Below are 20,982 nucleotides of genomic sequence, written 5' to 3'. Positions count from 1 at the left end.
CGACACGCTTCGTAGCGACATACACCAGTTTGCCCTCCCTGACGATGTCATCTATTCGACTCCGTAGACGGTCGCTGTTGGCGCTCGCCGGTCTCGGACTAACGAGCGGGTGCGTCAGACAGTTCGAATCCGCTGTCTCGCGCGACCAGCAGCAACCGCTGTCGGTGGCTATCAAGACGGTTCCGGCGGACGCGGACATCGTCGCAACGAAGATTGCACGATACCTCGCAACGCGACTCCAGCAGGTTGGCATCTCGGCAACTGTCGTCCCGATGAGCCGAGAAGAACTCCTTCGGTCGGTCCTCATGAACCACGACTTCGACCTGTACGTCTATCGCGTCCCGCTCCGGGACGACCCCGATTTCCTCCGCCCCCTCCTCCATTCCCGATACGCACCCGATATCGGGTGGCAAAACCCGTTCGGGTACGGCGACCTGTCTCTGGATTCAGTCCTCGAACGACAACGGACGGAACACGGGGCAGTCCGAAAATCGACGCTCACTGAGGCCCAACAGCGAATCGCCTCCAACCAGCCGTTTACACCAATCGCTGTCCCCGAGACGGTTCGGGCGATTCGCTCTGACAACGTGGAGTGGCCAGAGGAAGTGCCGCTTCACAGTCTCTCGGCGTATCTGACCGCCCGTCCGACAGAACGTGAGGCCGAACCGACGACGTCGACCAACACCACGGTAGCGAGTACACCGTCGCCAACCACAGCCACCCAAAATCGGTCCGACCCGCCGACGACACGTACTCGAACGACCGAACCAGAACCGCCCGAGACTGCACTTCGGGTGTCGATTACCGACGCTCGTCCGACCGAGAATCTGAATCCGCTGTCGACGCCGTTTCGGTCGGATGGAACCATTATCCGACTCCTGTACGACCCACTTGGGCAGTCGTTCGACGGACAGGTTCGGCCGTGGATGGCCAAGTCGTGGTCGTGGACCGGCATCGATTCGAACATCCTTTCGATTCGACTCCGCGACGACCTGATGTGGCACGACGGTGAGCCAGTGAGCGCCACCGACGTTGTGTTTACGTTCGACTTCCTATCTGATACGTCACTAGGTGAGTTCGACCAACCGGTACCATCGCCCAGATACCGTGGTCGTGCATCGCTGGTCGAAGATGTGAGACTCATCTCGAAACGTGACGTGCGGATTCAGTTCGGCGACGTGGATGAAGCGGTTGCCATGCGCGCGCTGACCGTTCCGGTTCTACCGAAACACGTTTGGGAGTCGTACGCCCGTCCGCCGAGCGTTCCGTTCTCAGGAGGAAGACGCGTCACAGAAGCGCTCGTTCGGAACAATCTCGAACCGGTCGGGAGCGGCCCGCTCCAAGTTACGAGTTCGTCGCTTCGGGAGTCGCTGACGATGGAACCGTTCGAGTCGCACTTCCTCATGTCGGACTCGCTCGGCGAATCGCTGGCACAGTCCGACGGTGGATTTTCGTTCGATAGGCTCACGTTCACCGTCGTCCCCTCCGACGGCGCGGCCATCGAACTCCTCGAAAACGATACTATCGACGCGACGGCGAACTCGCTGTCGTCGAGCGCGGCCGGTCGCGCGCGAGAAGCACCCGGACTCACACTTCGTACCGGTCAGTCCCAGTGGTGTTACCACGTCGGCTATAACCTCCGAAAACCACCGTTTACCAATCCCCGGTTCAGGCGGGCAGTCTCCAGACTCGTCGACCGGACGTTCCTCACGAAATCGCTGTTCGACGGCGACGCAGAGGGCGTCGAGTCAGTGCTCGAACCCACTCCGTTTGCCCCCGAAGGAGCGCAGTGGCGGGAGACCGTCGCCGAACTCGGATTCGTCGGGGACCAAGGCACCGGCGAGCTAGATACCGAGCGCGCGCGCTCGTTGTTCGAGGAAGCCGGATACACGTACTCGTCTGATTCGACGTTACTGGTGCAAGAATGACCGTCTCACCACTCGTCTCGGTTCTCGTGGAGGTGCTCGGTGGTGCCGCAATCGCACTGCTCGTCGCACTAGTGGGTATCGTCCGCCCGTCGAGACTCCGAGTTGCGTCCGGAACCTTCCGCGAGCGGATTCGAGACGCGGCACCGTATCTCGGCCTGCTCGCCAGTGTCCTCGTCGTAAACAAGGTTGCTCGTGACTTCGGCCCCGAAGTGTCGTGGGCCCTCGGGTGGAACGTAACCGGACACATTTACGCCGTTGAAGGGAACTTCGTCGCCTCCGTCCAGTCGCTCGCGACGCCGACGCTCACTGCTGTGCTTTCGACCGTCTACCTCTCGGGATACGTCTTCTTACTCACGTTCCCGTTTGTCGCGTACCTCGTCGCCGACGACCGCCGCCCGCTGAAACTCACTGCCGTCGCGTACGCAGCGAACTACGCCATCGGACTCACGTGTTATATCCTCTTTATCTCCTACGGACCGCGGAATCTCCTTCCGGGACAGGTCGAGTCACTCCTCTACAGTACCTATCCGCAGACACAGATTCTCACCGGTGAAGTGAACGTGAATACGAACGTCTTCCCGTCACTCCACACCTCGCTTTCGGTGACGGCGTCGATTCTCGCCGTTCGGACACGACACATCTATCCGTCGTGGGCGGTGTTCGCACCCGTTCTTGCGAGCGCCGTCGCGTTTGCGACGATGTATCTGGGCATCCACTGGGGAGTCGATGTCGTCGCCGGTTTCGTCCTCGGCATCGGAAGCGTTCGCATCGGAGAGTGGGCCGTCGAGCACGGGCTCGACAGCCCCTAAGACCCGCTTACCGCCCCGATAATAACGGCAATAGCACGGTGAATACCGCTGTGAGCACCATCGCTACTCTTCGCGTTCCGGCATCAACGTTCGTCCTAGACGACACGCTCGGTTACCACCCAAGCGTCGAAGCACGGTTACTTCGGTCTGTCCAGGTCGATGGCGCGAGCATGGCCCCGTCGATGTGGCTTCGAAGTGACGACACCGTTCCGCTTGAGCAGTTACTCCGGTCGGACCCGAGCGTGTCGGACCACTCCATCCTTCTGTCCTCGGACGACGGCGGTGTCTATCGAATCGGTATTCGACCCCAATCAGACACCTTCCTTCGCCTCTTCGTGGAGTCGAGTGTAACTGTCGTCGACTCGTATGCTCACGACGGTGAGTGGGTGTTTCGCGTCCTCGCCGACAACCGCGACTCGCTGGGTCAACTGATGGAGAACTGGAACCAAGCGAACCTCGGATACGCCGTCGAACGTATCTCGAACTGTGAGGACGTCTCTGATCCCGCCCGCTTCGGACTTACCGAATCACAGTACCGCGCGCTTGTGACCGCGTTCAGAGAAGGGTACTACAGCGTGCCTCGCGAGTCTGATATAACGACCGTCGCAAACATCTTAGGCATCAGCCACCAAGCCACGTCTCAACGCCTCCGTAGAGGGCACGAACGCCTGATTCAGAACGCACTCATCGAGCGTCCCGCACCCGGATTCCCGATTTGATGGCTTGCACATGCAACCACAAGGAGTACGGTCCCGTCGCATGAAGAAGGGGATGGAATGGGTACCTAAGTTGCGGCGACAGGCTTGGCACTCGCTGCCCCCTCGAGGTGTGTCCAGTGTGTCCCAACCGCTGACTATCCGTACGGCAGCACGTGTCTCTGTCATCTCACCAGTCTTGAATCACGTGCCAGAACTCGGAATCCCCATGATGTTAGAGGCTGTTTGCTCCCCAGGGTACCCATTCACCCTGCCCGTAGTCGGAGCCGGTCCGTTGTAAGAGGTTAATTATACTATGTGCGCCAAACTAGCCACGCCTATCAGCACCGATGTTTCCAAGTCGATACCAAACATTGTTGGTAGAACACTAAACACCATGTGTGACAGATAGTAGTTCTATGACGAATCGAACCGAAGACGACGCTTGCTCTCCAGTCCGAAAAGCGGAGCAGTCGGACGTAGAGAGCGAGTCCCCATCTCCCTCTCCATCTCTCTCTCGATTTTCGACTCTCTCGGGTCTCGAACGTAGATTCAGGAGTCTCATATTGTTCTGTAAATCTATATTCCTCCCCGGGACGACGACTCGGCCCACGGACTCGATTCCGGTGGTGACACCGGACACTGAAGACGCCCGGGCGGAGGGACACAAAGAGACACTGCTGCACGCCGAGTCCGACTCCAACTTCGCCGCGATGACCGAACCAGTCGTCGAGGTGGACGCGGACCATCCCCTCTTGGGGGTCGATCCCGAACTCCTCAACCCTGAGCGTCGGATTCTCCAACTGCTTCTCATCGAGGGCGGAAGTCTCGCGCAGTCCGCGTTGGTCGAACGGACACGGTGGTCCGAATCGACAATCAGTCGCACACTCTGTCGAATGGAAACCCAAGAACGTATCGAGCGTCACCAGCGAGGCACTGGCAAAATCGTCATTCTCCCCCAGAAGCGAGAGCCATAGCGCGGTTCCCAACAGGTTCGCCTGCCGCGACGCTCCCTCAACAGCTCTGAACTGCACACGACAAAGTCATCGGGGAATCGTAGAGCACCAACTCCAACAAGACCGGTCCGTCTACAATCGCCGGTGACGAGAATCGCTCCCGGCGTCACTGGACTAGCGGGGCGTTCACAGCGCGAGCGTCACCGTGCCGAAAAACAGGAAGACGAACACGTATCGCCGCGCCCGGACCATCGAGAGGTCGACTCGGCTTGCATGTCCCAATCCAGAGGTGGTGAGCGCGAGTCCGATGAAGACCGCACTTATTGGAGCGAACTGTCCAGTTAGCATGGCTACTCCTCGCCGTGTTCGATAGTCGGTCGTGCGTCGATTCGGGCAGTGTACCTGACATCAATCATGGTTGTTTATTTCCCTTATTGCTACTTCCTTATACTGGCTGTAAGAAATTGTAGTTGATTGGTACCATGGGTCTTGATTGAATAGTCCACTCGAAAGAAACAAGGCACTCATCCGAGCGCCGTTGTGCGGTTACTGGCGGGGTAAGCGGCGTGAAACAGTCTAAAGCAGTGGTTTTACCGGCCTGTCGAGGCCGTCACCTGCGAGTGTATCCCCAGTAGACGAAAAAGAGTACGACGAGTCCTGCCGGAACGAGTGCGGCGCGCACGCCGAACAGATCAGTCGTCGAAACAGCGATAGCGACGGCGGCAACTCCAAAGAGTAGTACCACCAACTCCACAATCCGCCCCGCGGGAACGTTGACGTTCTGGAGGTCAAGGTCTACCGTCCGTGCGTTTCGTGCACGACCAGACGACTTCTCACGGTGGGTTGTGGCCCGATTTGGAGTCGAATCAGTGTGGTCGGAGACGACGGTTTCGCTGGACTGCGATGAGAAGATGCGGCCGGTTTCACGGTCGAAGGAAAGTCGGTTTGCCGCCTCGAGACGCGGCAAGTCGAAGTTGTAGAGGACGCTGTGGATTTCCTCGTTGGTTGGAACCATCCCCTCCGTTTCGTCCTGGAACCACTCCGAGAGCGCAACGGTGAGTTCGCCGATAGTGTAGGGCCTGTCTGGGCACTCGTCGACAAACGAAACGATTGCTTCGCGGCGGTGCGTTTCGGAGACGCCACCGAGGCCGGGTCTGTCGTCGAGTGATGGACCCGACCGCCCGTCGTTGTCGCCCGGTCCGGTCGGTGCCCACGGCGGTACCATTAGTACTCGGGGCTATGTAATCTATAAAAATAAATCCCTGGGTGTCTTGGACTATTGAATTCGCGTATTTTGCCTTTTCAGTGCCCAGAGCGCTTATCTGACCCATAATAATGCCCGGATAGTGTCTGGAATTCCACAGCGGTAGCAGGACCGCACGACACGCTATGAGAGAACCACACCGAAACCACGAGAGAGACGAGCGACCCTCCGACCGCACTGTGAGCGACCGGCACGCAAGAAGGTACAACCGATGAGCGACGACATCAACATCGCCGCCCCAATTCTCGGTTCCGAGGAGCTATCGCGCATCGAGTCGGTCGTCGAATCGGGCATGGTTGCCGACGGTCCGGAAGTCCGCGAATTCGAGTCCGAATTCGCAGACGACTGCGATGCCGACTTCGGTGTCGCAACATCGAACGGCACCACCGCACTGCATACGGCGCTCGAAGCCGCCGGTGTCGGTCCCGGTGACCGAGTTCTCACCACCCCGTTTTCGTTTGTTGCGACGGCGAACGCGATTCGGTTCACCGGTGCCGAACCGGTGTTTGCGGACATCGACCCCCAGACGTTCAACCTCGACCCCGCGAACGTCGAAGCCACGCTCGAAGCGTTCGACGGAGCAGTCGATGCGATGATTGTCGTCCATCTCTATGGGCTTCCAGCGCCGATGGACGAGCTTCGCGAACTCGCGGCTGCTTACGATGTGACGCTCATCGAAGACGCCGCCCAGGCCCACGGAGCAACGTACCACGGGTCGCCCGTCGGTTCGCTCGGGGACGCCGCGTGTTTCTCGTTCTATCCGACGAAGAACATGACGACCGGAGAGGGCGGTATCGTCGTCACTGACGACGAAGCACTTGCCGAGCGCGCAGCGAGTTTCATCAACCACGGCCGCGAGTCGGACGGGTACCGACACGTCTCGCTCGGGCACAACTTCCGAATGACGAGCATCGCGGCCGCGATGGGTCGTGCCCAACTCGAACGACTTCCCGGGTTCGTCGAGCGCCGCCGCGAAAACGCCACTCGCCTCGACGACTTGCTCGCGGACACGAATGCTGTCAGGCCGACAGTGCCGTCCGGGTACGGCCATTCGTACCACCAATATACTATTCGTGTCGGAAACCGCGACGAAGTCGTCGAGCAACTGGACGACCACGGCATCGGAAGCGGCGTCTACTATCCACGGTGCATTCACGAGCAACCGGCCTACAACGACCTCGACGTGACCGCACCGGTGGCCGAACTCGTCTGCGACCAAGTACTCTCGCTTCCCGTCCACCCGGCGCTCGACGACGACGCTATCGAACGCGTCGGCACCGTTCTTCGCGACGAGGTGACCATCGAACCGCCGACCAATCCGGCTACGGCACCGATGGAGGTTTCCGATGACTGATGACACCGTACACGCCGGGGTAATCGGCGTCGGAAGCATGGGGCAGAACCACGCTCGTGTCTACGACGAACTGCCGGAGACGAACCTCGTCGGCGTCTTCGACGTTGACGACGCACAGGCGGAAGCCGTGGCGTCGCAGTACGGAACAACCGCGCGCTCGATGGACGACCTGCTTGAAGTTGCAGATATCGTCTCCATCGCCGTTCCGACGCAGTTCCACTACGAAAACGCCAAACAGGCGCTGGAGTCGGATGTCCACGTCCTCGTCGAAAAGCCGTTCGTCGACGACCCCGAAAACGGACGAGAGCTTATCGACATCGCGGAAACCCGTGGCCTAACGTTACAGGTCGGCCACATCGAGCGGTTCAACCCCGTGGTGCAGACGCTCCGAGACCTCGTCGAGGACCTGGATATCTACGCCATTTCGACCGAACGGGTTGGCCCACCTATCGACCGGGCAATCGACGACTCGGTCGTGATGGACCTGATGATTCACGACCTCGACATCGTTCTCGACATCGTCGACGACGACATCGAGTCGTACAACGCGATTGGGACACCCGATTGTCGCTACGCGAACGCCAATCTCCGCTTTGACTCGGGTGTGACCGCATCGCTCACGACGAGCCGCGTTACACAGGAGAAAGTCCGTGGCCTCACGATTTCGGCGGCGGACTGCCGGGTCAAGGTCGACTACATCGACCAAAGTATCGAGATTCATCGGTCGTCGGTCCCGGCGCACATCGACGACGGGTCACTCGTGCGCCATCGCCACGAAAACTTCGTCGAGACCCTCACTGTCGAGCAAGTCGAACCACTAAAGAGCGAACTCAGTTCGTTCGCGAACGCGGCAAAGACGGGGGCACAACCGGTGGTCGATGGACGGCAGGGACTCAGTGTGCTGAAACTAACGAAGAAACTCGACGCTGAAGCACAGTCCGAACCCGAGGGCAGACGGCGAATCCAAATCGACGCGCAGTAACCACGGTTTCCTCGCCGCTGAAAGGTTCGATTAACTGTTGCAACAATCCGGATTTCGCCGGATATCGAATCCACTCCGAATCGAACACATCAATATCTCAATATCGCCGCTATCTGTCGATTACGGGGTCATGAAACAGTCTGAAACAATGTTGCAATGAATGAAATTCACGTTACCGACGAGGAAAACATCGCTGCAACATTTGGAAAATAAGAAACAAAGTTGCCGATTTATTGGGGGTCGAAATAACGCTATGAGCGAGGATGTCAGCACAAGTAAGCAGCCCTGACGACGCGCTGATAGACCAGCATAGCAACGCGAACGAGGAACGCGCTGAACTCGGGAAAGACGAGATATACCATCTCCTCCAGAACGAGCGACGGCGGAACGTCCTCAAATACCTGCGCGACCGGGACGGACCGGTCCAGATGCGCGACATCGCAGAACAGGTCGCCGCATGGGAGCACGATACGACAGTGCAGGCGCTCATGTCCGACCAGCGCCAACGCGTGTACATTGCACTGTATCAAGCCCACCTTCCGAAACTCGACGAAGAAGGTATCATCGACTACAACCAGAGCCGCGGCATCGTCGAGAAGAAGCCGCAGGCCGAGCGGCTCATCTCCTATCTCGAACAGCCCGAAGACTCCGAGACAGACGACGACGTGGAATCAGACCGTCCGTGGGGGACGTACTATCTCGGTGTCTCCGGAATGAGTGCCCTTGCAATCGGTGCATCCGGCCTCGGACTGCCTGCGTTCGAAGCTATCCCTCACCTGTTCGTTGCGCTCGTCATCATGAGTGTCTATACCGCACTCACGTTCTGGCAAGTGCTTGATGATTTTGAGATGGCCGAAGATAACTGACGTTCCACGAACTTCGCCCGCGTATTCGCCGCTGTTTGTCTGGTTCGTTCAAAAATACCCTGTGTATTAAGGGCGTTTATGAGGAGAAAGAGCCTGGTTTGTCGAGTGCCCTCACTTATAGTTTTCCTGTCAAAATCTGCCGTGAGATTCATATTGCCCAAGTTTGATTTTTGGACATACCACACAGTTAGTTCCATGAGTACAGACGCTCCCCGCCAAACTGATCAAGACGCATGTAGGTTCGATACACGAGCTGCTGCGAAAAACGTAGTACCTATTGCTCTCCAGCGCGGACACGCCACTATTGGGGTACACTCTCCGTGACGATGGCAACGAAAAGAGTCCTGTTTGTCTTAAGCATCTTCGTTCTGGCGGCGTTTTTCGTCCCAACCTCGGTGGCTGCGTCGCCAAGCGAGTCGGAACAGGGGACGATCATCGAAGGAGAGTTTACAGACAACGTTTCGGTGGAACAGACCGGTGGTTCGACGTACCTCTGGGAGTCAGAGCCAAATACACTGAAAGTAACGTTCAACGCCACGAACGAGTCAAACCTCTATAAGCTGTGCGTGCAGAATGAAGAGGGCGAGCGCATCGGCTGTCAAGACAAGAGTGCGAGCGAGGGGTCCCAGACCGTGACGTTCGAGTACGAGAACCTCTCCGCATTCAAAGATTCGAGTACCGCGACTGTCGTCCTCTGGAATAACTATCCCGGGCAGTCCGAGAGACTCGACTCTGGCACAGTCAATATCACCGTCATCGAGAAGGACGGCGACATCGACGGTGACAAACTCACGAATGCGAACGAGTTGTCGAACAACACCTCGATGTTTCTCATGGACACCGACGAGGACAGCCTCGAAGACGGCGCCGAGGTGAAAAACTACGGGACATCACCGACATCCGCCGACACCGACAACGACAACCTGAGCGACGCCATGGAGCTCTCGAATTCGCTGTCGCCAGTTGACGCCGACACCGACGACGACGGTATCCCGGACGGTGTCGAAATACAACTCGGAACGCCGCCGAAGGACCCCACTGCCGATACAGACAACGACGGATTGCGGGATTCGTACGAGTACGCACACAACAGTAATCCCGTCGTTGCCGATACCGACGGCGACGGCCTCGACGACGGGTTAGAGACCAAATTAGGGACCAAGGTGAACGATGCCGGAACCACGCCATTACTGCTGTTCGCAGGGGGGACGCTCTTCGGTGTTGCGACGGTCGGAACTCGATGGCTTCGCGTCTCGGAGTCGTACCCATTCGAGGAGTTACTCCCGTCGAGACTCGCCGGGGTCCTGAGTTCCGGTAGCGACGAGACTGACGACGACTCCACGGGCACGGCCGAAACCAACGCGCCGCCCGCTTCGCAAGAGTTCGACCAACAAGAACTCCTCCAATCGTCGAAGCCCATCTTGAGCGATGAGGACAAGGTCATCCAACTCCTCCGCGAGAACGGCGGGTGGGTGTATCAGAGTAAAATCGTCGAGAACAACAACTGGTCGAAGTCGAAGGTCAGCCGACTACTCTCTCGAATGTCCGACGAGGGAATGGTGGAGAAAATCAGTGTTGGTCGGCAGAACATCGTCGCCGAAGAAGGCTCGATGCCCGAGGGAGTCGGCTCACCCCTCGACAAGTAACCTCAGAATTCAGACTTCGAGTCGGGTCTGAACGCCTTTGAAGGCGTTGAAAAACAGCCCCGGTAGCTGACCGATAGCGGGCGTCGTCCCCGACCGGAGGAACGCGAGTCCAGGCCGGAACCGGCCCTCGCTGAGATACAGCGACGCGAGCGCGTAGTGGTGGGTTCCGGTGACGTCGTATCCCCGGGTTTCGAGTTCGACGACGTCTTCGGCGAACGTGCGCAAGAAGTGGGTGTTCGCCTGTCTGACGGCGTCCGCGCTCGGGCCGCCCGACGGATACCGAAGCAAGAGCGGTTCGTCCACGTAGGCGAGTTTGCCCTGCTTGAGGACGCGAATCAAGAACTCGGTGTCTTGGTAGCGGTCGAACGACTCGTCGAACCCGTCTATCGCATCGACGACGTCTTTCTCCACGATGAGTGTCGACCCGGCGCTGGTGTGGAGGTTCTCCATGAGAATCTCCTTGACCAGTTCTTCGCCACCTTCCGACCCTTCTCTCGAACGATGTCGGCCGACGAGCGATTTGATGCGTTCCCAAATCGGGTTTGCCTCTTCATCCTTCAAGATGGTCGTTCCGCAGTAGGCGGCGACCCACTCGTCGGAGCGCCGTTCGAGCGTTTCGACCTGTCGTTCGAGTTTTGAGGGTGCCCACTTGTCGTCGGAGTCGAGGAGGGCGATGTAGTCGCCCGTGGCAACGTCGATTCCGGTGTTTCGAGCGGCGCTTCCGCCCTGGTTCGTCTCGTGGGCGAGGTACGTCACGCGCGGGTCGTCGTACGAGGTAACCACCGATTCGGTGTGGTCGGACGAGGCGTCGTCGACGACGATGACCTCGACATCGGACAGCGTCTGGTCGAGCGCGCTGTCGATAGATTGCGGTAACACGTCGGCTCGATTATACGTCGGGATGATGACGCTTACAGTCGGCATCGAGTATCGACTGTCAGTCGACCCTAGACGCCCTTTATTATCGATTTGGTAACGAGGCGTGAAACGCACCGTTTACCAGTCCGATAATAATGACCGGACGAGGTGAGAAACCGGTATGGATATCGACGAGTTACACAGGCAGAGTACGCGCGTACTCGACGAAATCTCTCGCGCCGTCGTCGTCGACCGGGCTGTGCTTCGACGAATTCTCACGGGTGTTCTTTCGCAGGGTCACGTCCTTCTTGAAGACGTTCCCGGCACCGGAAAGACGCTCACAGCGCAGAGTTTTGCGACGGCACTCGGACTCTCGTTCAGCCGCATCCAATTTACGCCTGACCTCCTCCCGGCCGACGTGACTGGGACGTACATCTACGACGAACGGGACCGGACCTTCGAGTTCAGCGAGGGACCGCTGTTCTCGAACGTCGTCCTCGCCGACGAAATCAACCGCGCGTCGCCGAAGACGCAGGCCGCGCTTCTCGAAGCGATGGCCGAAGGACAGGTGACCGTGGACGGCGAGACGCACATCTTACCGGACCCGTTTTTCGTCATCGCGACGCAGAACCCCGTCGAGCAGGGAGAGGGGACGTTTCCCCTCCCCGAAGCCCAGAAAGACCGCTTTCTCATCAAAGACAGCCTCGGCTACCCCGACGAAGAAGGCGAGTTGACGCTCCTCGACCGCCGCGACGAACGGGACAAGCCGACACCGAGCGTTTCGAGCGTTCTCTCGGCGGATTTAGTCCATCAGATGCAGCGGGTTCCCGAGAGGGTCCGCGTCGACGACGAGATAAAACAGTACATCGTCGATATCGTCCGTCGGACGCGCACCGACAGCAGAGTCTCCGTCGGGGTCTCGCCCCGTGGCTGTCAACGACTGTTTGAAGTCGTCCGCGCCACCGCTGCGGTACAGGGACGGCAATTCGTCATTCCGGACGACGTGAAAGCCGTCGCCCACGCGACGCTCGCACACCGAATCGTTCCGACCGCCGAAGCGACAGTGAACAACGTCGACCGAGAGCAACTGGTCGACGAAGTGCTCGCCGAGGTGTCTGTGCCCACAGTCAATCGTGGAGTGCGAGCGTGAGAAACACCAGTGCGACGAGGAGGAGCGCGACGGAGTGAAGTGGAAGCCCGGGCGTTCCTAAGTCGCGAACGGCGAACGACGAAAGGACGGCGACGCCACCCACGAGTGCTGTGAAGCCGCTGTGGGCTTCCTCGACTGTCCACGTCGTCGATTCGCGGCCGAGTTGTTCGCCGACGGATATCGAATTTTCCGCCGCATCCCACGAGACGACGAGCGCCGCACAGGAAACGAGAAGCGGCACCGTCCCAGCGTCCTGAAAGAGGCCACCGGCCACGATGCACAGAAGAACGGCTGACGTGCCGACTTTGACGAAGAGACGTGACCCGGTGCCGCGCACGGGCAGCGTCCCAAGACCGACGCAAGCGATGCCGAAGGTTCCGAGACCGACTTCGACGAACGCGGGGACCTGCGACGCGCTCGCAACTGAGAGGCCGACACCGACAAGCGCCGCGAGTGCGCCGACGAGAAGTCCACCAGTACCGACCGCACGACCCCCGGTTCGAAACCGGTGGGCACCCTCACGGCTGACGACGAAACCGGCCGCGAGCACGACTGCTCCGGGCATCGCGACGGGTCTTATGAGAGACACGGCGGCGGCCGCAGCACCCAACGCGACGACCGTACTGAGCCGGACAGGTCGTCGCGCGACGGGGACGTTCATGCTCTGACCCCCCGTTCGGCGTCGACTGCGAGTGCAAGCGGGACATCGAGAGACCACTCGATAACGGGAATCGAAACCTGCCGAAGCGCGTGCACCCTGTTTTGTCGTTCGACGGACGCCAGCCGTTCACCCGGCGTTTCAGACGCTGTCACGTCGGGCGAGACGACGGTCACGGCGTGACCATGGCTGTCGAACCGCCGGGCGGCCTGAACGGCCTCGTCGTCACAGAGCGGCGAGACGAACACGACCTGCGTCTGTGCGCCGAGTCGTCCGAGGAACGACTTCATCTGCTCATCGGCGGGCGTCTCCTCGTCGGTCGGTCTCGCCGCGAACGCCGGGTGTGTGGTCAATGTGTCGCGCATCCTGAACCGGTGGTCTCGACCAGCCCCCGGTGGGACGAAACACGGGGAAGAAGCCAACGCGGCGATGCCGACGTGGTTCCGACCCCGAAGGAACGACGCCGTTAGTTGCCTCGCGGCGGAAACCCCGGCATCGACACCGTGAGTACCGACGGGGGGGCTTCGATACGCAACCGAACGGGCGTCCACGAGGACGACGATAGACACCGCCCGTTCCTCGCGAAACTCGACTGTGGTCAACTCGCCTGTCGAAGCGTACCGGGTCCAGTCAATTTGACTCACCGCGTCGCCGCGTCGGTATTCTCTCGTCTGTTGGAACTCGATTCCGGTTCCAACCCCATTGGCGGTGACGTTGCCGACGGTGTCGAGAGTTTGCGACCGCAACGGACCGCTGGCGATGTCCGTGGTACAGTCGAGTTCGACGCCGTCTTCGGCCCGCACGTCGAGTTCGAGTTCTCTGTCGCCGCTCGCATCCCGCACGACCACCGTTGCGGGTTCGAAGGCGTGTCGCCCGTGTTTGGCTTCGATAGTGTAGGAGAACGTCTTCGAGGCGCCCGGCCGGAGAACCATCCCGCACCGCGCGGGACCGTCTGAGACTGCGAGCGCCGGTGGGACACCATCGAGCACGCGCGCGTCGAACAACGTCCGCTCGCCCTCGTTTGTTACCGTAACCGTGACCTCGACTTCGTCTCCATCGGCGGGGGACGGGTCGTCGATTTGGCGTTCGAGCGCGAGCGACGGGGTCGGAAGTGGAACGGTGCGGTGGTAGGTTGCGAACACGACGCCGACTGTGGCCAGAAGGACGAGTTCCTGTCGCTCCGCGAGCAACCCGACCGCAGCGACGACGAGCGAGACGGCGACGATACCGCGCCACCGTTTGGTCCGTTTCGGCATCGCCATCGCAGTGGCTTGCTCTGTGTTCGCCGTCGCAGTGGCCTGCTGTGTGTCCGTCATCGACTGTCACCGCGTTCGAGTCCGTAAATCGCTTCGACAGTGCGCCGCACGCGGTACTCGACCGGTGTGACGCGTCGCGGGAGGGCCGCAGCGGTGGTCCGAACGACCGACTGCGTTGCGTTCCCGAGAAACGCGGCGGCCTCGGAATCGTCGGTCCAGTCGCCGCGTCTCACGAGACGCCGGGCACGGCTTCGGTCGCAGTTTTCCGCCCGCATCACGGCTTCGACAGCGGCCTTTCGAAGGCGACGTTTGACCTGTTTCCGTGTGCTGATGCCGACGAGCGGTGTCCGAAATCGCCAGCCCTGAATCGTCTCGTCGAATTCCCGTCCCGCTGGCGGGACGTCAACCGGCACCTCCGGGTCTGGTGTTTCGGCCTGGTCGAGGTTGCGCTCGCGTCCCGAGACGACGACCGGAACCGCGGCGACGAGGGCGACCGCCGAGAGCACCATCATGAGTTTGTAATCCGCTCCCGTCCCGGAGAAAACCTCGGTGACAAGAGACCCGACCCCGCCGCCAACCAGACCGAGTCCGAGACAGAGGAGGCCGCAAACGCCGAGGAGAATCTGACGGGCGCTCACGGCCCCTCACCACCGTCGGTGTGCCGGAGTCTGTCGAGACAGCGCCGCGCACGTTCTCGCCGTTCTTCCGTGACCGGCGCACCGCCGTACTTGACCTCCTCGAAGACCTCGGTGAGCGACCAAACGGTACTGGCGTCCACGCCGTCTCGGTAGGCTGTCGCCGCCCGTTCTCTCGGGGTGAGCGCCTCTTCACTGTCCAGACTCAGTTGTTGGACCATCTCGTACCACGCCTCGGTGACTTCGTTCTGTGGCGTTGCCGGAGGAACAACGTCGTCGTCGGTATCCTCGGAAGTACTTCGCCCGAACCGATCGGCGACCGAGGGGAACCGAGCAGCGATTCGCGCGCGGTATTTGACGACAAGCGCGACGGCGACGACGCCGAGCGCCGCGACGAGGACGTTGACCAACGTCGACAGAAGCGCACGCAACGCGTCGAGCAACTTGCCGAGCGCATCTCTGGGGTCGTTCGTCCCCGTCGATGACAGTTGTTCGGTTAGTTCGGTGGCGCTCGCGCGGGATTGGTCCTCACCCCCGTCACTCGGGCGCGCCGATTGCTTCTCCGAGTCGCCATCAGATTCCTTCTCCGCCGGTTCCGACTGCTCGTTGGAGTTCGATGTGAACGACTGGTATTCACGCTTAATCTCGCTGGCTTCGCCTTTGTCGACAGGAAGGGAAGCGTAATCGAGGTCTATCGCGTCGCTCGGTGACGAGTCGACCGCAGATTCGAGCGAGCCCGCGGCCGAACCGATGACGAACAAACAAACCAGTGCCAGCACGAGCGTGATGTGCCTGTCCGTGGTCATCGAGCCAACCTCCACGAGTTAGTGTGTGACACGTTGTGGGAAGGGCGGTCCCCAGACGGCCTTATTATCCGGGCGATAAGCCCGGTCTACCTACTCGATAATAAGGAGGGGGCAGTGTGATGGCTGGACCGACAGAGAGATGGAATTACCATCGAGAACATTGAAGCGCGCGAGTATCGCTCTGCTCGTCGCTCTCCTGATGACGACAGCGGGCTGTTCGTCAGTCACGGGCGGCGACGACGGAGACACGACGACCGACGCGGTCACGACCGAGGTCCCCGAAACGACCGACACGGTCACGTCGAACGAGACGGCCACGTCGAACGAGACAAGCCACAACGACACGGCGACCAACGAGACCGCTTCTGACGGTCACTCCCACAGCCATGGGAACGAATCTACGTCGGAAGCGTCCAATTCGTCGGATATCGACGCGGCCTACACGGGACAGATGGCCGTGATGGTCGCTGGCGAGCGCGTGAGCCTGGCGGAAGCATACGGTAGCGACAGCACCCTCACCATGAGCGACAAAGACACGTGGCACACCAACGAGACCACAACGCTCGCGACGGCGCTCTCAGAGGCTGGCGTCGAGGCGAACGAATCGACGCTCTCGTACGCTGGCAAAACCTACGACGCCTCGGAGAACGGAACGAAAATCAGCTACCGCGTCGACTCCCACGAGGTCGACCCCGAGGAGTACACGCTCGAATCCGATGACAAGGTGTGGGTTCTGGTCGTGAGCAACGACTCGAACGTCACCACGCCCGGTGAGTACATCCCGCCGGAGAACCTCCACGTCCACGGAACTATCGAGTTCACCGTCGACGGCGACGAACTCGACTTCAGCCGAGACAAGTACCAGCAAGCCGGGCACAACGACCACTTCCACTTCGAAGGCGGTCACGCCGACCCGTGGCACGCACACTCCGCGCACGTCACGCTCGGCTACGCGATGTCGACGCTCGACGGCATCAACATGACCGACGAGGCCATCGTCTACAACGGGGTGCGGTACCCGTACAGTGGCGAGAACGGAACGGTCACAGTCACGGTCAACGGTGAACCCGTCGCGCCGAACGACTACTACCTGAAAAACGGCGACTCGGTTCGCATCGTAATCGAGCCGTCCGATTGAACGCTCTCCCCCGCTTATTTATGTACGCGAACCCCCGAACAGCAGATAACCTCCAACTGAGACGCCACGGTGTGCGTGTCAGACGGTCGAGACGAGTCGAGCGCACCACGATGAGGTGGCGCTGACGATGAGTCGAAACATGGTCACTGCGTTCCTCTCAATCGTGGGAGGACGCATCTTTATCGTGCTGTCTTCGGTGGTCCTCACCCCGATTCTCATCACGACACTCGGGTTCGAACTGTACGGCCGATACAGCACACTCACCGCAGTGTTCGGCATCTCGACGATTTTGATGAGTTCCGGTATCAACAGTGGTGCCCGAAAGTTCCTCGCCGAAGAGCGGTCGATTCGAAACTGGAAGGCCCACGTCTTCGGCTACTACTTCCGTCTCGGAACCGTCCTTGCGGTGATGACCGCGGTGGCGTTTGCTGCCGCGGCCCGGTTCGGTATCGTCACTCGATTCCTCGGACAGGAGTACGTCATCGGGTTCTACGGTCTCGCCGGTCTAACTATCGCAACGCAGTTCCGCGAATACTCGCGGCGGTCGCTGATGGGTCTCAAACAAGAACACCTCTCTGAGCCGTTACGGGTGTTCAACAAAGTCGGCTCTCGAATCGCACTCATCGGTATCGCCTACCTCGGATTCGAGATTGGCGGGCTGATGGCGGGCCTCATCGTCGTCAACAGCCTCGTGGCGCTCCTCGCGCTGTGGTGGCTTCGAAAGAGTATCTCGCTTCGGGGTATCTTCACCACGTCGCCGCGGGACTTCCCGGCGTGGGAGCTGTTTAGCTTCAACCACCTGTCGGTGGTCTACATGCTGTTTCTCACGTCGATGTACCACGTCGACGTGTTGATGCTCGCATCGTTCGTCACCGAGACGCAAGTCGGATACTACAAGTCCGCGCTCGTCATCAGCCAGTTCCTCTGGGTCATCCCGCGGTCCATCCAGTCGATGCTCATCCAGTCCGTCTCGGACCTCTGGGCTGAAGACCGCATCAACCAGATTAACGAAATCGCCTCGCGCGTCACGCGCTACGGAATGCTCGTCGTCGTCCTGCTGTCGATTGGACTCGGGGCGCTGGCGAAGGATTTCGTCCCGATTTACCTCGGTAAGGGGTCGATGCCGGTCGTCACGCCGCTTCTCATCCTCCTGCCCGGAACAATCGGATTCGCAGTCGTCAGGCCGATTCTCGCCATCAGCCACGCCAAGGCGGATATGAAGCCGCTTATCGCGGCGACCGGCGCGGCAGCAATGCTGAATCTCGTGCTCAACGCGCTTCTCATCCCCCGGTTCGGGATTCTGGGCGCGGCGATTGCGACGACGACCGGGTACTCGTCGCTCCCCATTTTCAACCTTGTTAGCGCCCGCTACCTCGGTTTCAAACCGTTCGCAGACGCCCGAATCGGCCGAATCGTCGCGACGGGATTCATCTCAGGCGTTCCCATCTTCCTCCTCTCGACGGCGCTCGAAAACAGCCTCATCGCGCTGATTGTCGTACCGCCGATTGGGCTTTTGGTCTTCGTGACGGTTGCGTTCATGGTCGGTGCGGTCGGCGTCGGCGAGGCGCTGGACGTGATGGGGTCGCTTCCCGGCCCACTCGGGTCGTGGGCGACGAGCGTGGAAAAACGCCGCGGCGGCCTCGGAACTGTGAGTGGGCCGTCGTGGGGCAACGAGTCGTGGGCCGAGCGGCACAAAGATTCGTTGCAGTACGTCCTCCTCATCATCGGTCTTCTGCTGTCGGTTTCGGGAGTCGCGCTCGCGGTGGGCGTCCCCGGCATGGACATCGGCCCGTCCATCGACGGTGACTCGCCGGTTCCGGAGGTGAACAACACCACGCCCATCACGGACACGCCGGCACCGACGACGACCGCTGCGCCGACGACCACCGAGACCGAGACCACGAACACGGACACCCCGGCTGGCAACCAGACGACGAGCGGGACACCAGCGAATACCACAGCCACCGCAACCACGACAGAGTCCGACGATGGAGGGTTCTTCGGTGGTGGCGACGATGACGATGACGACGACGATGATGGTGGGTTCTTCGGCGGTGGCGACGACGACACGACGACCACGGACTCGCCAGATAACAACACGACCACCACAACCACCACCGACTCGCCAGATAACAACACGACCACCACAACCACCACCGACTCGCCAGACAACAACACGACCACGACGACAACTACCGATTCACCGGATAACACCACGACGACCACCACAACCACCACTGACTCGCCGGACAACAACACGACCACTACGACGACGACTGATTCGCCAGACACCACCACGACCGAAACGACGACCTCGACCACATCTACGACAGCGTCGACAACGACCACCTCGACAACGTCGACGATGTCTACAACGTCCAGTACGTCGACCACATCCAGTACGACCACCACAACAGACACGTCAACCACCACCAGTACGACCACCACATCAGATACGACTGAATCGACGACCGAGTCGACGACGGAAGACTCCACCACGACCACCAGCGACGAGTCGACACTCCTGATGATTCGTCCGTTGACGCCGACGCGCTGGCTCGCTGGCGGGTGGTCCGCAATTGGCGGGTCGCTGTGGTACCAGACGCTGCTCTTCGTCGGTGCCGTCACACTCGCCGGGCGAAACGCTCGCTAACGACGCCCTCCTTTTCAGACCGTTCGTGCAGCGAGAAGAAGTCGATACGCTCGGTGCGTCCTGAGCCGTATTACTGGACCGCCGTCGATGCGGCCTGAGTCGAGTTACTGAACCGCCGTGACGCTGGTTCGCTCGTACTCGTCGAGAACCGACGCGTAGAGTTCAGCTATCTCCTCGCAGACGTTCTCCCAGGTCATCTCCTTGGCGTAGGATTCGATGGCGTCGCCGTCCCAGTCGCGGTGGAGCGCCTCGACGACGGCGTCGGCGAGTTCGTCGTGTGACTCCGGCCCCTCGACGAGCAGGCCGTAGTCGTCGCTGGCGATGACCTCTTCGCTGCCGCCGTTCTTGGTGGCGACGACGGGCGTTCCGCACGCCATGGCTTCCAGTTGGACGACGCCGAAACTCTCGCTGTAACTCGGGAGCACGAACAGGTCAGCCGCGTTCATCCAGTCGTTCAGCGTCTCGGACTCCACGTAGCCGAGGAGGTCCGTCCGGTCGTCGATGCCGAGTTCGGCGGCGAGCGATACTAACTCGTCGCGCATTCCACCCTGACCGCCGATGACGAGTCGCGCGTCGGGCTCGGTCTCGTGCACTCGCGTCATCGCACGCATCAGGTGTTGGAAGCCCTTCCGCGGCTTTAGGGTGCCGAGCGCGAACACAAGCGGCGTGTCGTCGTCGATTCCGAGTCGGTCACGCGCGTCCGCCGTGGGGATTCGTTCAAAAATGTCCGTATCGTAGCCGTTCGGGATGTGAACCACGTCGTCGTTGTAAGGTTCGAGTTTCGACCGGTCGCGGCGGTTGACGCGAATGAGGCGGTCTGCGTCGGTCCACGCCCGTTTTAGTCGCTCGTTGTCGGATTGCAGTTGTTTTCCGAACCACTCGCGGTTCGCGTGGACGGTCAGAAGGTACGGGATGTCCAGTTCTTCTTTCAGTCGAGCCCCGACGTACCCCGAAGTCCACGTCATGTGGCAGTGAATCAGGTCGAACGAGACGGGAGAGTCATCGAGTTTCTTTCGAACTTTTCGGACGTGCTGTTGTCCGAGAAGGTGCTCGCGCTGGATATCTACCGGGAGGTACAAAAGCGGCGTCTCGACGACGTGAACGTTGTCTGGGACGCCGGCCTGAGAAATCTTCGCGTCTTTTCCGAACCCCTCACCGCCGTCTATCGGAAGCCGCGACGCGACGTCTGCGAACCAGTTGTACCTGACGCAGACGGTGACTGAGTTGAAGTACTCCGCGAGGACGTCTACCTGCGACTTGACGAAGTGCTTGTACCCGTGTGAGACAACGAGGAGGTTTTTGTCGGCTAACCGGTCGGTGACCATGCG

Annotated in this window: 19 protein-coding genes; 11 read left to right on the top strand and 8 right to left on the bottom strand. The window is 60.3% G+C overall.

The genetic code is table 11. The features are described 5' to 3' along the window. Positions 1-44: 44 nt before the first annotated feature. From ACH9L7_RS18240 to ACH9L7_RS18225, 4 genes are all read left to right on the top strand, one after another. A complete protein-coding gene (locus ACH9L7_RS18240; protein WP_396613816.1) occupies positions 45-1,928 on the top strand; it encodes an ABC transporter substrate-binding protein in 1,884 nt (627 codons plus the stop codon). After that, complete coding sequence (locus tag ACH9L7_RS18235; RefSeq protein ID WP_396613815.1) at positions 1,925-2,737, top strand: phosphatase PAP2 family protein; 813 nt, start codon at positions 1,925-1,927, stop codon at positions 2,735-2,737. Before ACH9L7_RS18240 ends, ACH9L7_RS18235 begins: the two co-directional genes overlap by 4 nt. Positions 2,738-2,787: 50 nt before the next feature. Next, positions 2,788-3,456 carry a helix-turn-helix domain-containing protein gene (locus tag ACH9L7_RS18230; protein WP_396613814.1) on the top strand — a complete coding sequence of 223 codons (669 nt, stop codon included), beginning with the start codon at positions 2,788-2,790 and terminating at the stop codon, positions 3,454-3,456. A gap of 605 nt (positions 3,457-4,061) precedes the next feature. After that, the gene (locus ACH9L7_RS18225) at positions 4,062-4,409 is read left to right on the top strand and encodes a helix-turn-helix transcriptional regulator (protein ID WP_396613813.1); all 348 of its coding nucleotides are present in this window, start codon (positions 4,062-4,064) and stop codon (positions 4,407-4,409) included. Positions 4,410-4,574: 165 nt separating this feature from the next. Here ACH9L7_RS18225 and ACH9L7_RS18220 read toward each other — a convergent pair whose 3' ends face one another. After that, on the bottom strand, positions 4,575-4,736 hold the full coding sequence (locus ACH9L7_RS18220) for a hypothetical protein (RefSeq protein WP_396613812.1): 162 nt from the start codon (positions 4,734-4,736) through the stop codon (positions 4,575-4,577). Positions 4,737-4,998: 262 nt separating this feature from the next. Next, entirely contained in the window at positions 4,999-5,613 is a 615-nt protein-coding gene (locus tag ACH9L7_RS18215; protein ID WP_396613811.1) for a hypothetical protein, read from the bottom strand. 250 nt (positions 5,614-5,863) lie between these two features. On the opposite strand from ACH9L7_RS18215, the gene ACH9L7_RS18210 reads away from it, so the two are divergent. From ACH9L7_RS18210 to ACH9L7_RS18195, 4 genes are all read left to right on the top strand, one after another. Continuing rightward, positions 5,864-7,006 carry a DegT/DnrJ/EryC1/StrS family aminotransferase gene (locus tag ACH9L7_RS18210; RefSeq protein ID WP_396613810.1) on the top strand — a complete coding sequence of 381 codons (1,143 nt, stop codon included), beginning with the start codon at positions 5,864-5,866 and terminating at the stop codon, positions 7,004-7,006. Then, positions 6,999-7,988, top strand: coding sequence for a Gfo/Idh/MocA family oxidoreductase (locus tag ACH9L7_RS18205; RefSeq protein ID WP_396613809.1), 990 nt, complete (start codon positions 6,999-7,001; stop codon positions 7,986-7,988). Before ACH9L7_RS18210 ends, ACH9L7_RS18205 begins: the two co-directional genes overlap by 8 nt. A gap of 263 nt (positions 7,989-8,251) precedes the next feature. Next, positions 8,252-8,854 (top strand): hypothetical protein, encoded by a 603-nt coding sequence (locus ACH9L7_RS18200; protein ID WP_396613808.1) that lies wholly within the window; start codon positions 8,252-8,254, stop codon positions 8,852-8,854. Between the two features lie 326 nt (positions 8,855-9,180). Continuing rightward, positions 9,181-10,500 carry a MarR family transcriptional regulator gene (locus tag ACH9L7_RS18195; protein WP_396613807.1) on the top strand — a complete coding sequence of 440 codons (1,320 nt, stop codon included), beginning with the start codon at positions 9,181-9,183 and terminating at the stop codon, positions 10,498-10,500. A 9-nt stretch (positions 10,501-10,509) separates the two neighbouring features. On the opposite strand, the gene ACH9L7_RS18190 is transcribed toward ACH9L7_RS18195, so the two are convergent. Continuing rightward, entirely contained in the window at positions 10,510-11,424 is a 915-nt protein-coding gene (locus ACH9L7_RS18190; RefSeq protein ID WP_396613806.1) for a glycosyltransferase family 2 protein, read from the bottom strand. Between the two features lie 115 nt (positions 11,425-11,539). Between ACH9L7_RS18190 and ACH9L7_RS18185 the strand changes: the two genes are divergently transcribed. Continuing rightward, positions 11,540-12,508, top strand: coding sequence for an AAA family ATPase (locus ACH9L7_RS18185; RefSeq protein WP_396613805.1), 969 nt, complete (start codon positions 11,540-11,542; stop codon positions 12,506-12,508). On the opposite strand, the gene ACH9L7_RS18180 is transcribed toward ACH9L7_RS18185, so the two are convergent. Genes ACH9L7_RS18180 through ACH9L7_RS18165 form a run of 4 tightly spaced genes read right to left on the bottom strand, consistent with a single transcriptional unit; the run spans position 12,486 to position 15,863 of the window. Further along, complete coding sequence (locus tag ACH9L7_RS18180; RefSeq protein WP_396613804.1) at positions 12,486-13,169, bottom strand: hypothetical protein; 684 nt, start codon at positions 13,167-13,169, stop codon at positions 12,486-12,488. The genes ACH9L7_RS18185 and ACH9L7_RS18180 overlap by 23 nt on opposite strands. Then, entirely contained in the window at positions 13,166-14,482 is a 1,317-nt protein-coding gene (locus ACH9L7_RS18175; protein WP_396613803.1) for a DUF58 domain-containing protein, read from the bottom strand. The genes ACH9L7_RS18180 and ACH9L7_RS18175 overlap by 4 nt, the downstream gene beginning before the upstream one ends. Then, positions 14,479-15,060, bottom strand: coding sequence for a hypothetical protein (locus ACH9L7_RS18170; RefSeq protein ID WP_396613802.1), 582 nt, complete (start codon positions 15,058-15,060; stop codon positions 14,479-14,481). Before ACH9L7_RS18170 ends, ACH9L7_RS18175 begins: the two co-directional genes overlap by 4 nt. Beyond that, positions 15,057-15,863 carry a DUF4129 domain-containing protein gene (locus ACH9L7_RS18165; RefSeq protein ID WP_396613801.1) on the bottom strand — a complete coding sequence of 269 codons (807 nt, stop codon included), beginning with the start codon at positions 15,861-15,863 and terminating at the stop codon, positions 15,057-15,059. Before ACH9L7_RS18165 ends, ACH9L7_RS18170 begins: the two co-directional genes overlap by 4 nt. A gap of 199 nt (positions 15,864-16,062) precedes the next feature. Here ACH9L7_RS18165 and ACH9L7_RS18160 point away from each other — a divergent pair, with 199 nt between their 5' ends. Beyond that, positions 16,063-17,001 carry a hypothetical protein gene (locus ACH9L7_RS18160; RefSeq protein ID WP_396613800.1) on the top strand — a complete coding sequence of 313 codons (939 nt, stop codon included), beginning with the start codon at positions 16,063-16,065 and terminating at the stop codon, positions 16,999-17,001. A 127-nt stretch (positions 17,002-17,128) separates the two neighbouring features. Further along, entirely contained in the window at positions 17,129-19,654 is a 2,526-nt protein-coding gene (locus ACH9L7_RS18155) for a polysaccharide biosynthesis C-terminal domain-containing protein (RefSeq protein ID WP_396613799.1), read from the top strand. A 104-nt stretch (positions 19,655-19,758) separates the two neighbouring features. Here the strand turns inward: ACH9L7_RS18155 and ACH9L7_RS18150 are convergent, their stop codons facing one another. Further along, the gene (locus tag ACH9L7_RS18150) at positions 19,759-20,979 is read right to left on the bottom strand and encodes a glycosyltransferase (protein WP_396613798.1); all 1,221 of its coding nucleotides are present in this window, start codon (positions 20,977-20,979) and stop codon (positions 19,759-19,761) included. Positions 20,980-20,982: the final 3 nt, after the last annotated feature.

The organism is Haloferax sp. S1W (assembly GCF_044593955.1).
Taxonomy (GTDB): Archaea; Halobacteriota; Halobacteria; order Halobacteriales; family Haloferacaceae; genus Haloferax.
This window is presented reverse-complemented; position numbering and strand designations above follow the sequence as displayed.

Bases quoted from the DNA above. Each gene is read 5' to 3' on its own strand.
- ACH9L7_RS18215 (WP_396613811.1), bottom strand. From the start codon at position 5,613: ATGGTACCGCCGTGGGCACCGACCGGACCGGGCGACAACGACGGGCGG.
- ACH9L7_RS18180 (WP_396613804.1), bottom strand. From the start codon at position 13,169: ATGAACGTCCCCGTCGCGCGACGACCTGTCCGGCTCAGTACGGTCGTC.
- ACH9L7_RS18185 (WP_396613805.1), top strand. From the start codon at position 11,540: ATGGATATCGACGAGTTACACAGGCAGAGTACGCGCGTACTCGACGAA.
- ACH9L7_RS18155 (WP_396613799.1), top strand. From the start codon at position 17,129: ATGAGTCGAAACATGGTCACTGCGTTCCTCTCAATCGTGGGAGGACGC.
- ACH9L7_RS18150 (WP_396613798.1), bottom strand. From the start codon at position 20,979: ATGGTCACCGACCGGTTAGCCGACAAAAACCTCCTCGTTGTCTCACAC.
- ACH9L7_RS18160 (WP_396613800.1), top strand. From the start codon at position 16,063: ATGACGACAGCGGGCTGTTCGTCAGTCACGGGCGGCGACGACGGAGAC.
- ACH9L7_RS18165 (WP_396613801.1), bottom strand. From the start codon at position 15,863: ATGACCACGGACAGGCACATCACGCTCGTGCTGGCACTGGTTTGTTTG.
- ACH9L7_RS18205 (WP_396613809.1), top strand. From the start codon at position 6,999: ATGACTGATGACACCGTACACGCCGGGGTAATCGGCGTCGGAAGCATG.
- ACH9L7_RS18175 (WP_396613803.1), bottom strand. From the start codon at position 14,482: ATGACGGACACACAGCAGGCCACTGCGACGGCGAACACAGAGCAAGCC.
- ACH9L7_RS18210 (WP_396613810.1), top strand. From the start codon at position 5,864: ATGAGCGACGACATCAACATCGCCGCCCCAATTCTCGGTTCCGAGGAG.
- ACH9L7_RS18190 (WP_396613806.1), bottom strand. From the start codon at position 11,424: ATGCCGACTGTAAGCGTCATCATCCCGACGTATAATCGAGCCGACGTG.
- ACH9L7_RS18220 (WP_396613812.1), bottom strand. From the start codon at position 4,736: ATGCTAACTGGACAGTTCGCTCCAATAAGTGCGGTCTTCATCGGACTC.
- ACH9L7_RS18200 (WP_396613808.1), top strand. From the start codon at position 8,252: ATGTCAGCACAAGTAAGCAGCCCTGACGACGCGCTGATAGACCAGCAT.
- ACH9L7_RS18195 (WP_396613807.1), top strand. From the start codon at position 9,181: ATGGCAACGAAAAGAGTCCTGTTTGTCTTAAGCATCTTCGTTCTGGCG.
- ACH9L7_RS18235 (WP_396613815.1), top strand. From the start codon at position 1,925: ATGACCGTCTCACCACTCGTCTCGGTTCTCGTGGAGGTGCTCGGTGGT.
- ACH9L7_RS18240 (WP_396613816.1), top strand. From the start codon at position 45: ATGTCATCTATTCGACTCCGTAGACGGTCGCTGTTGGCGCTCGCCGGT.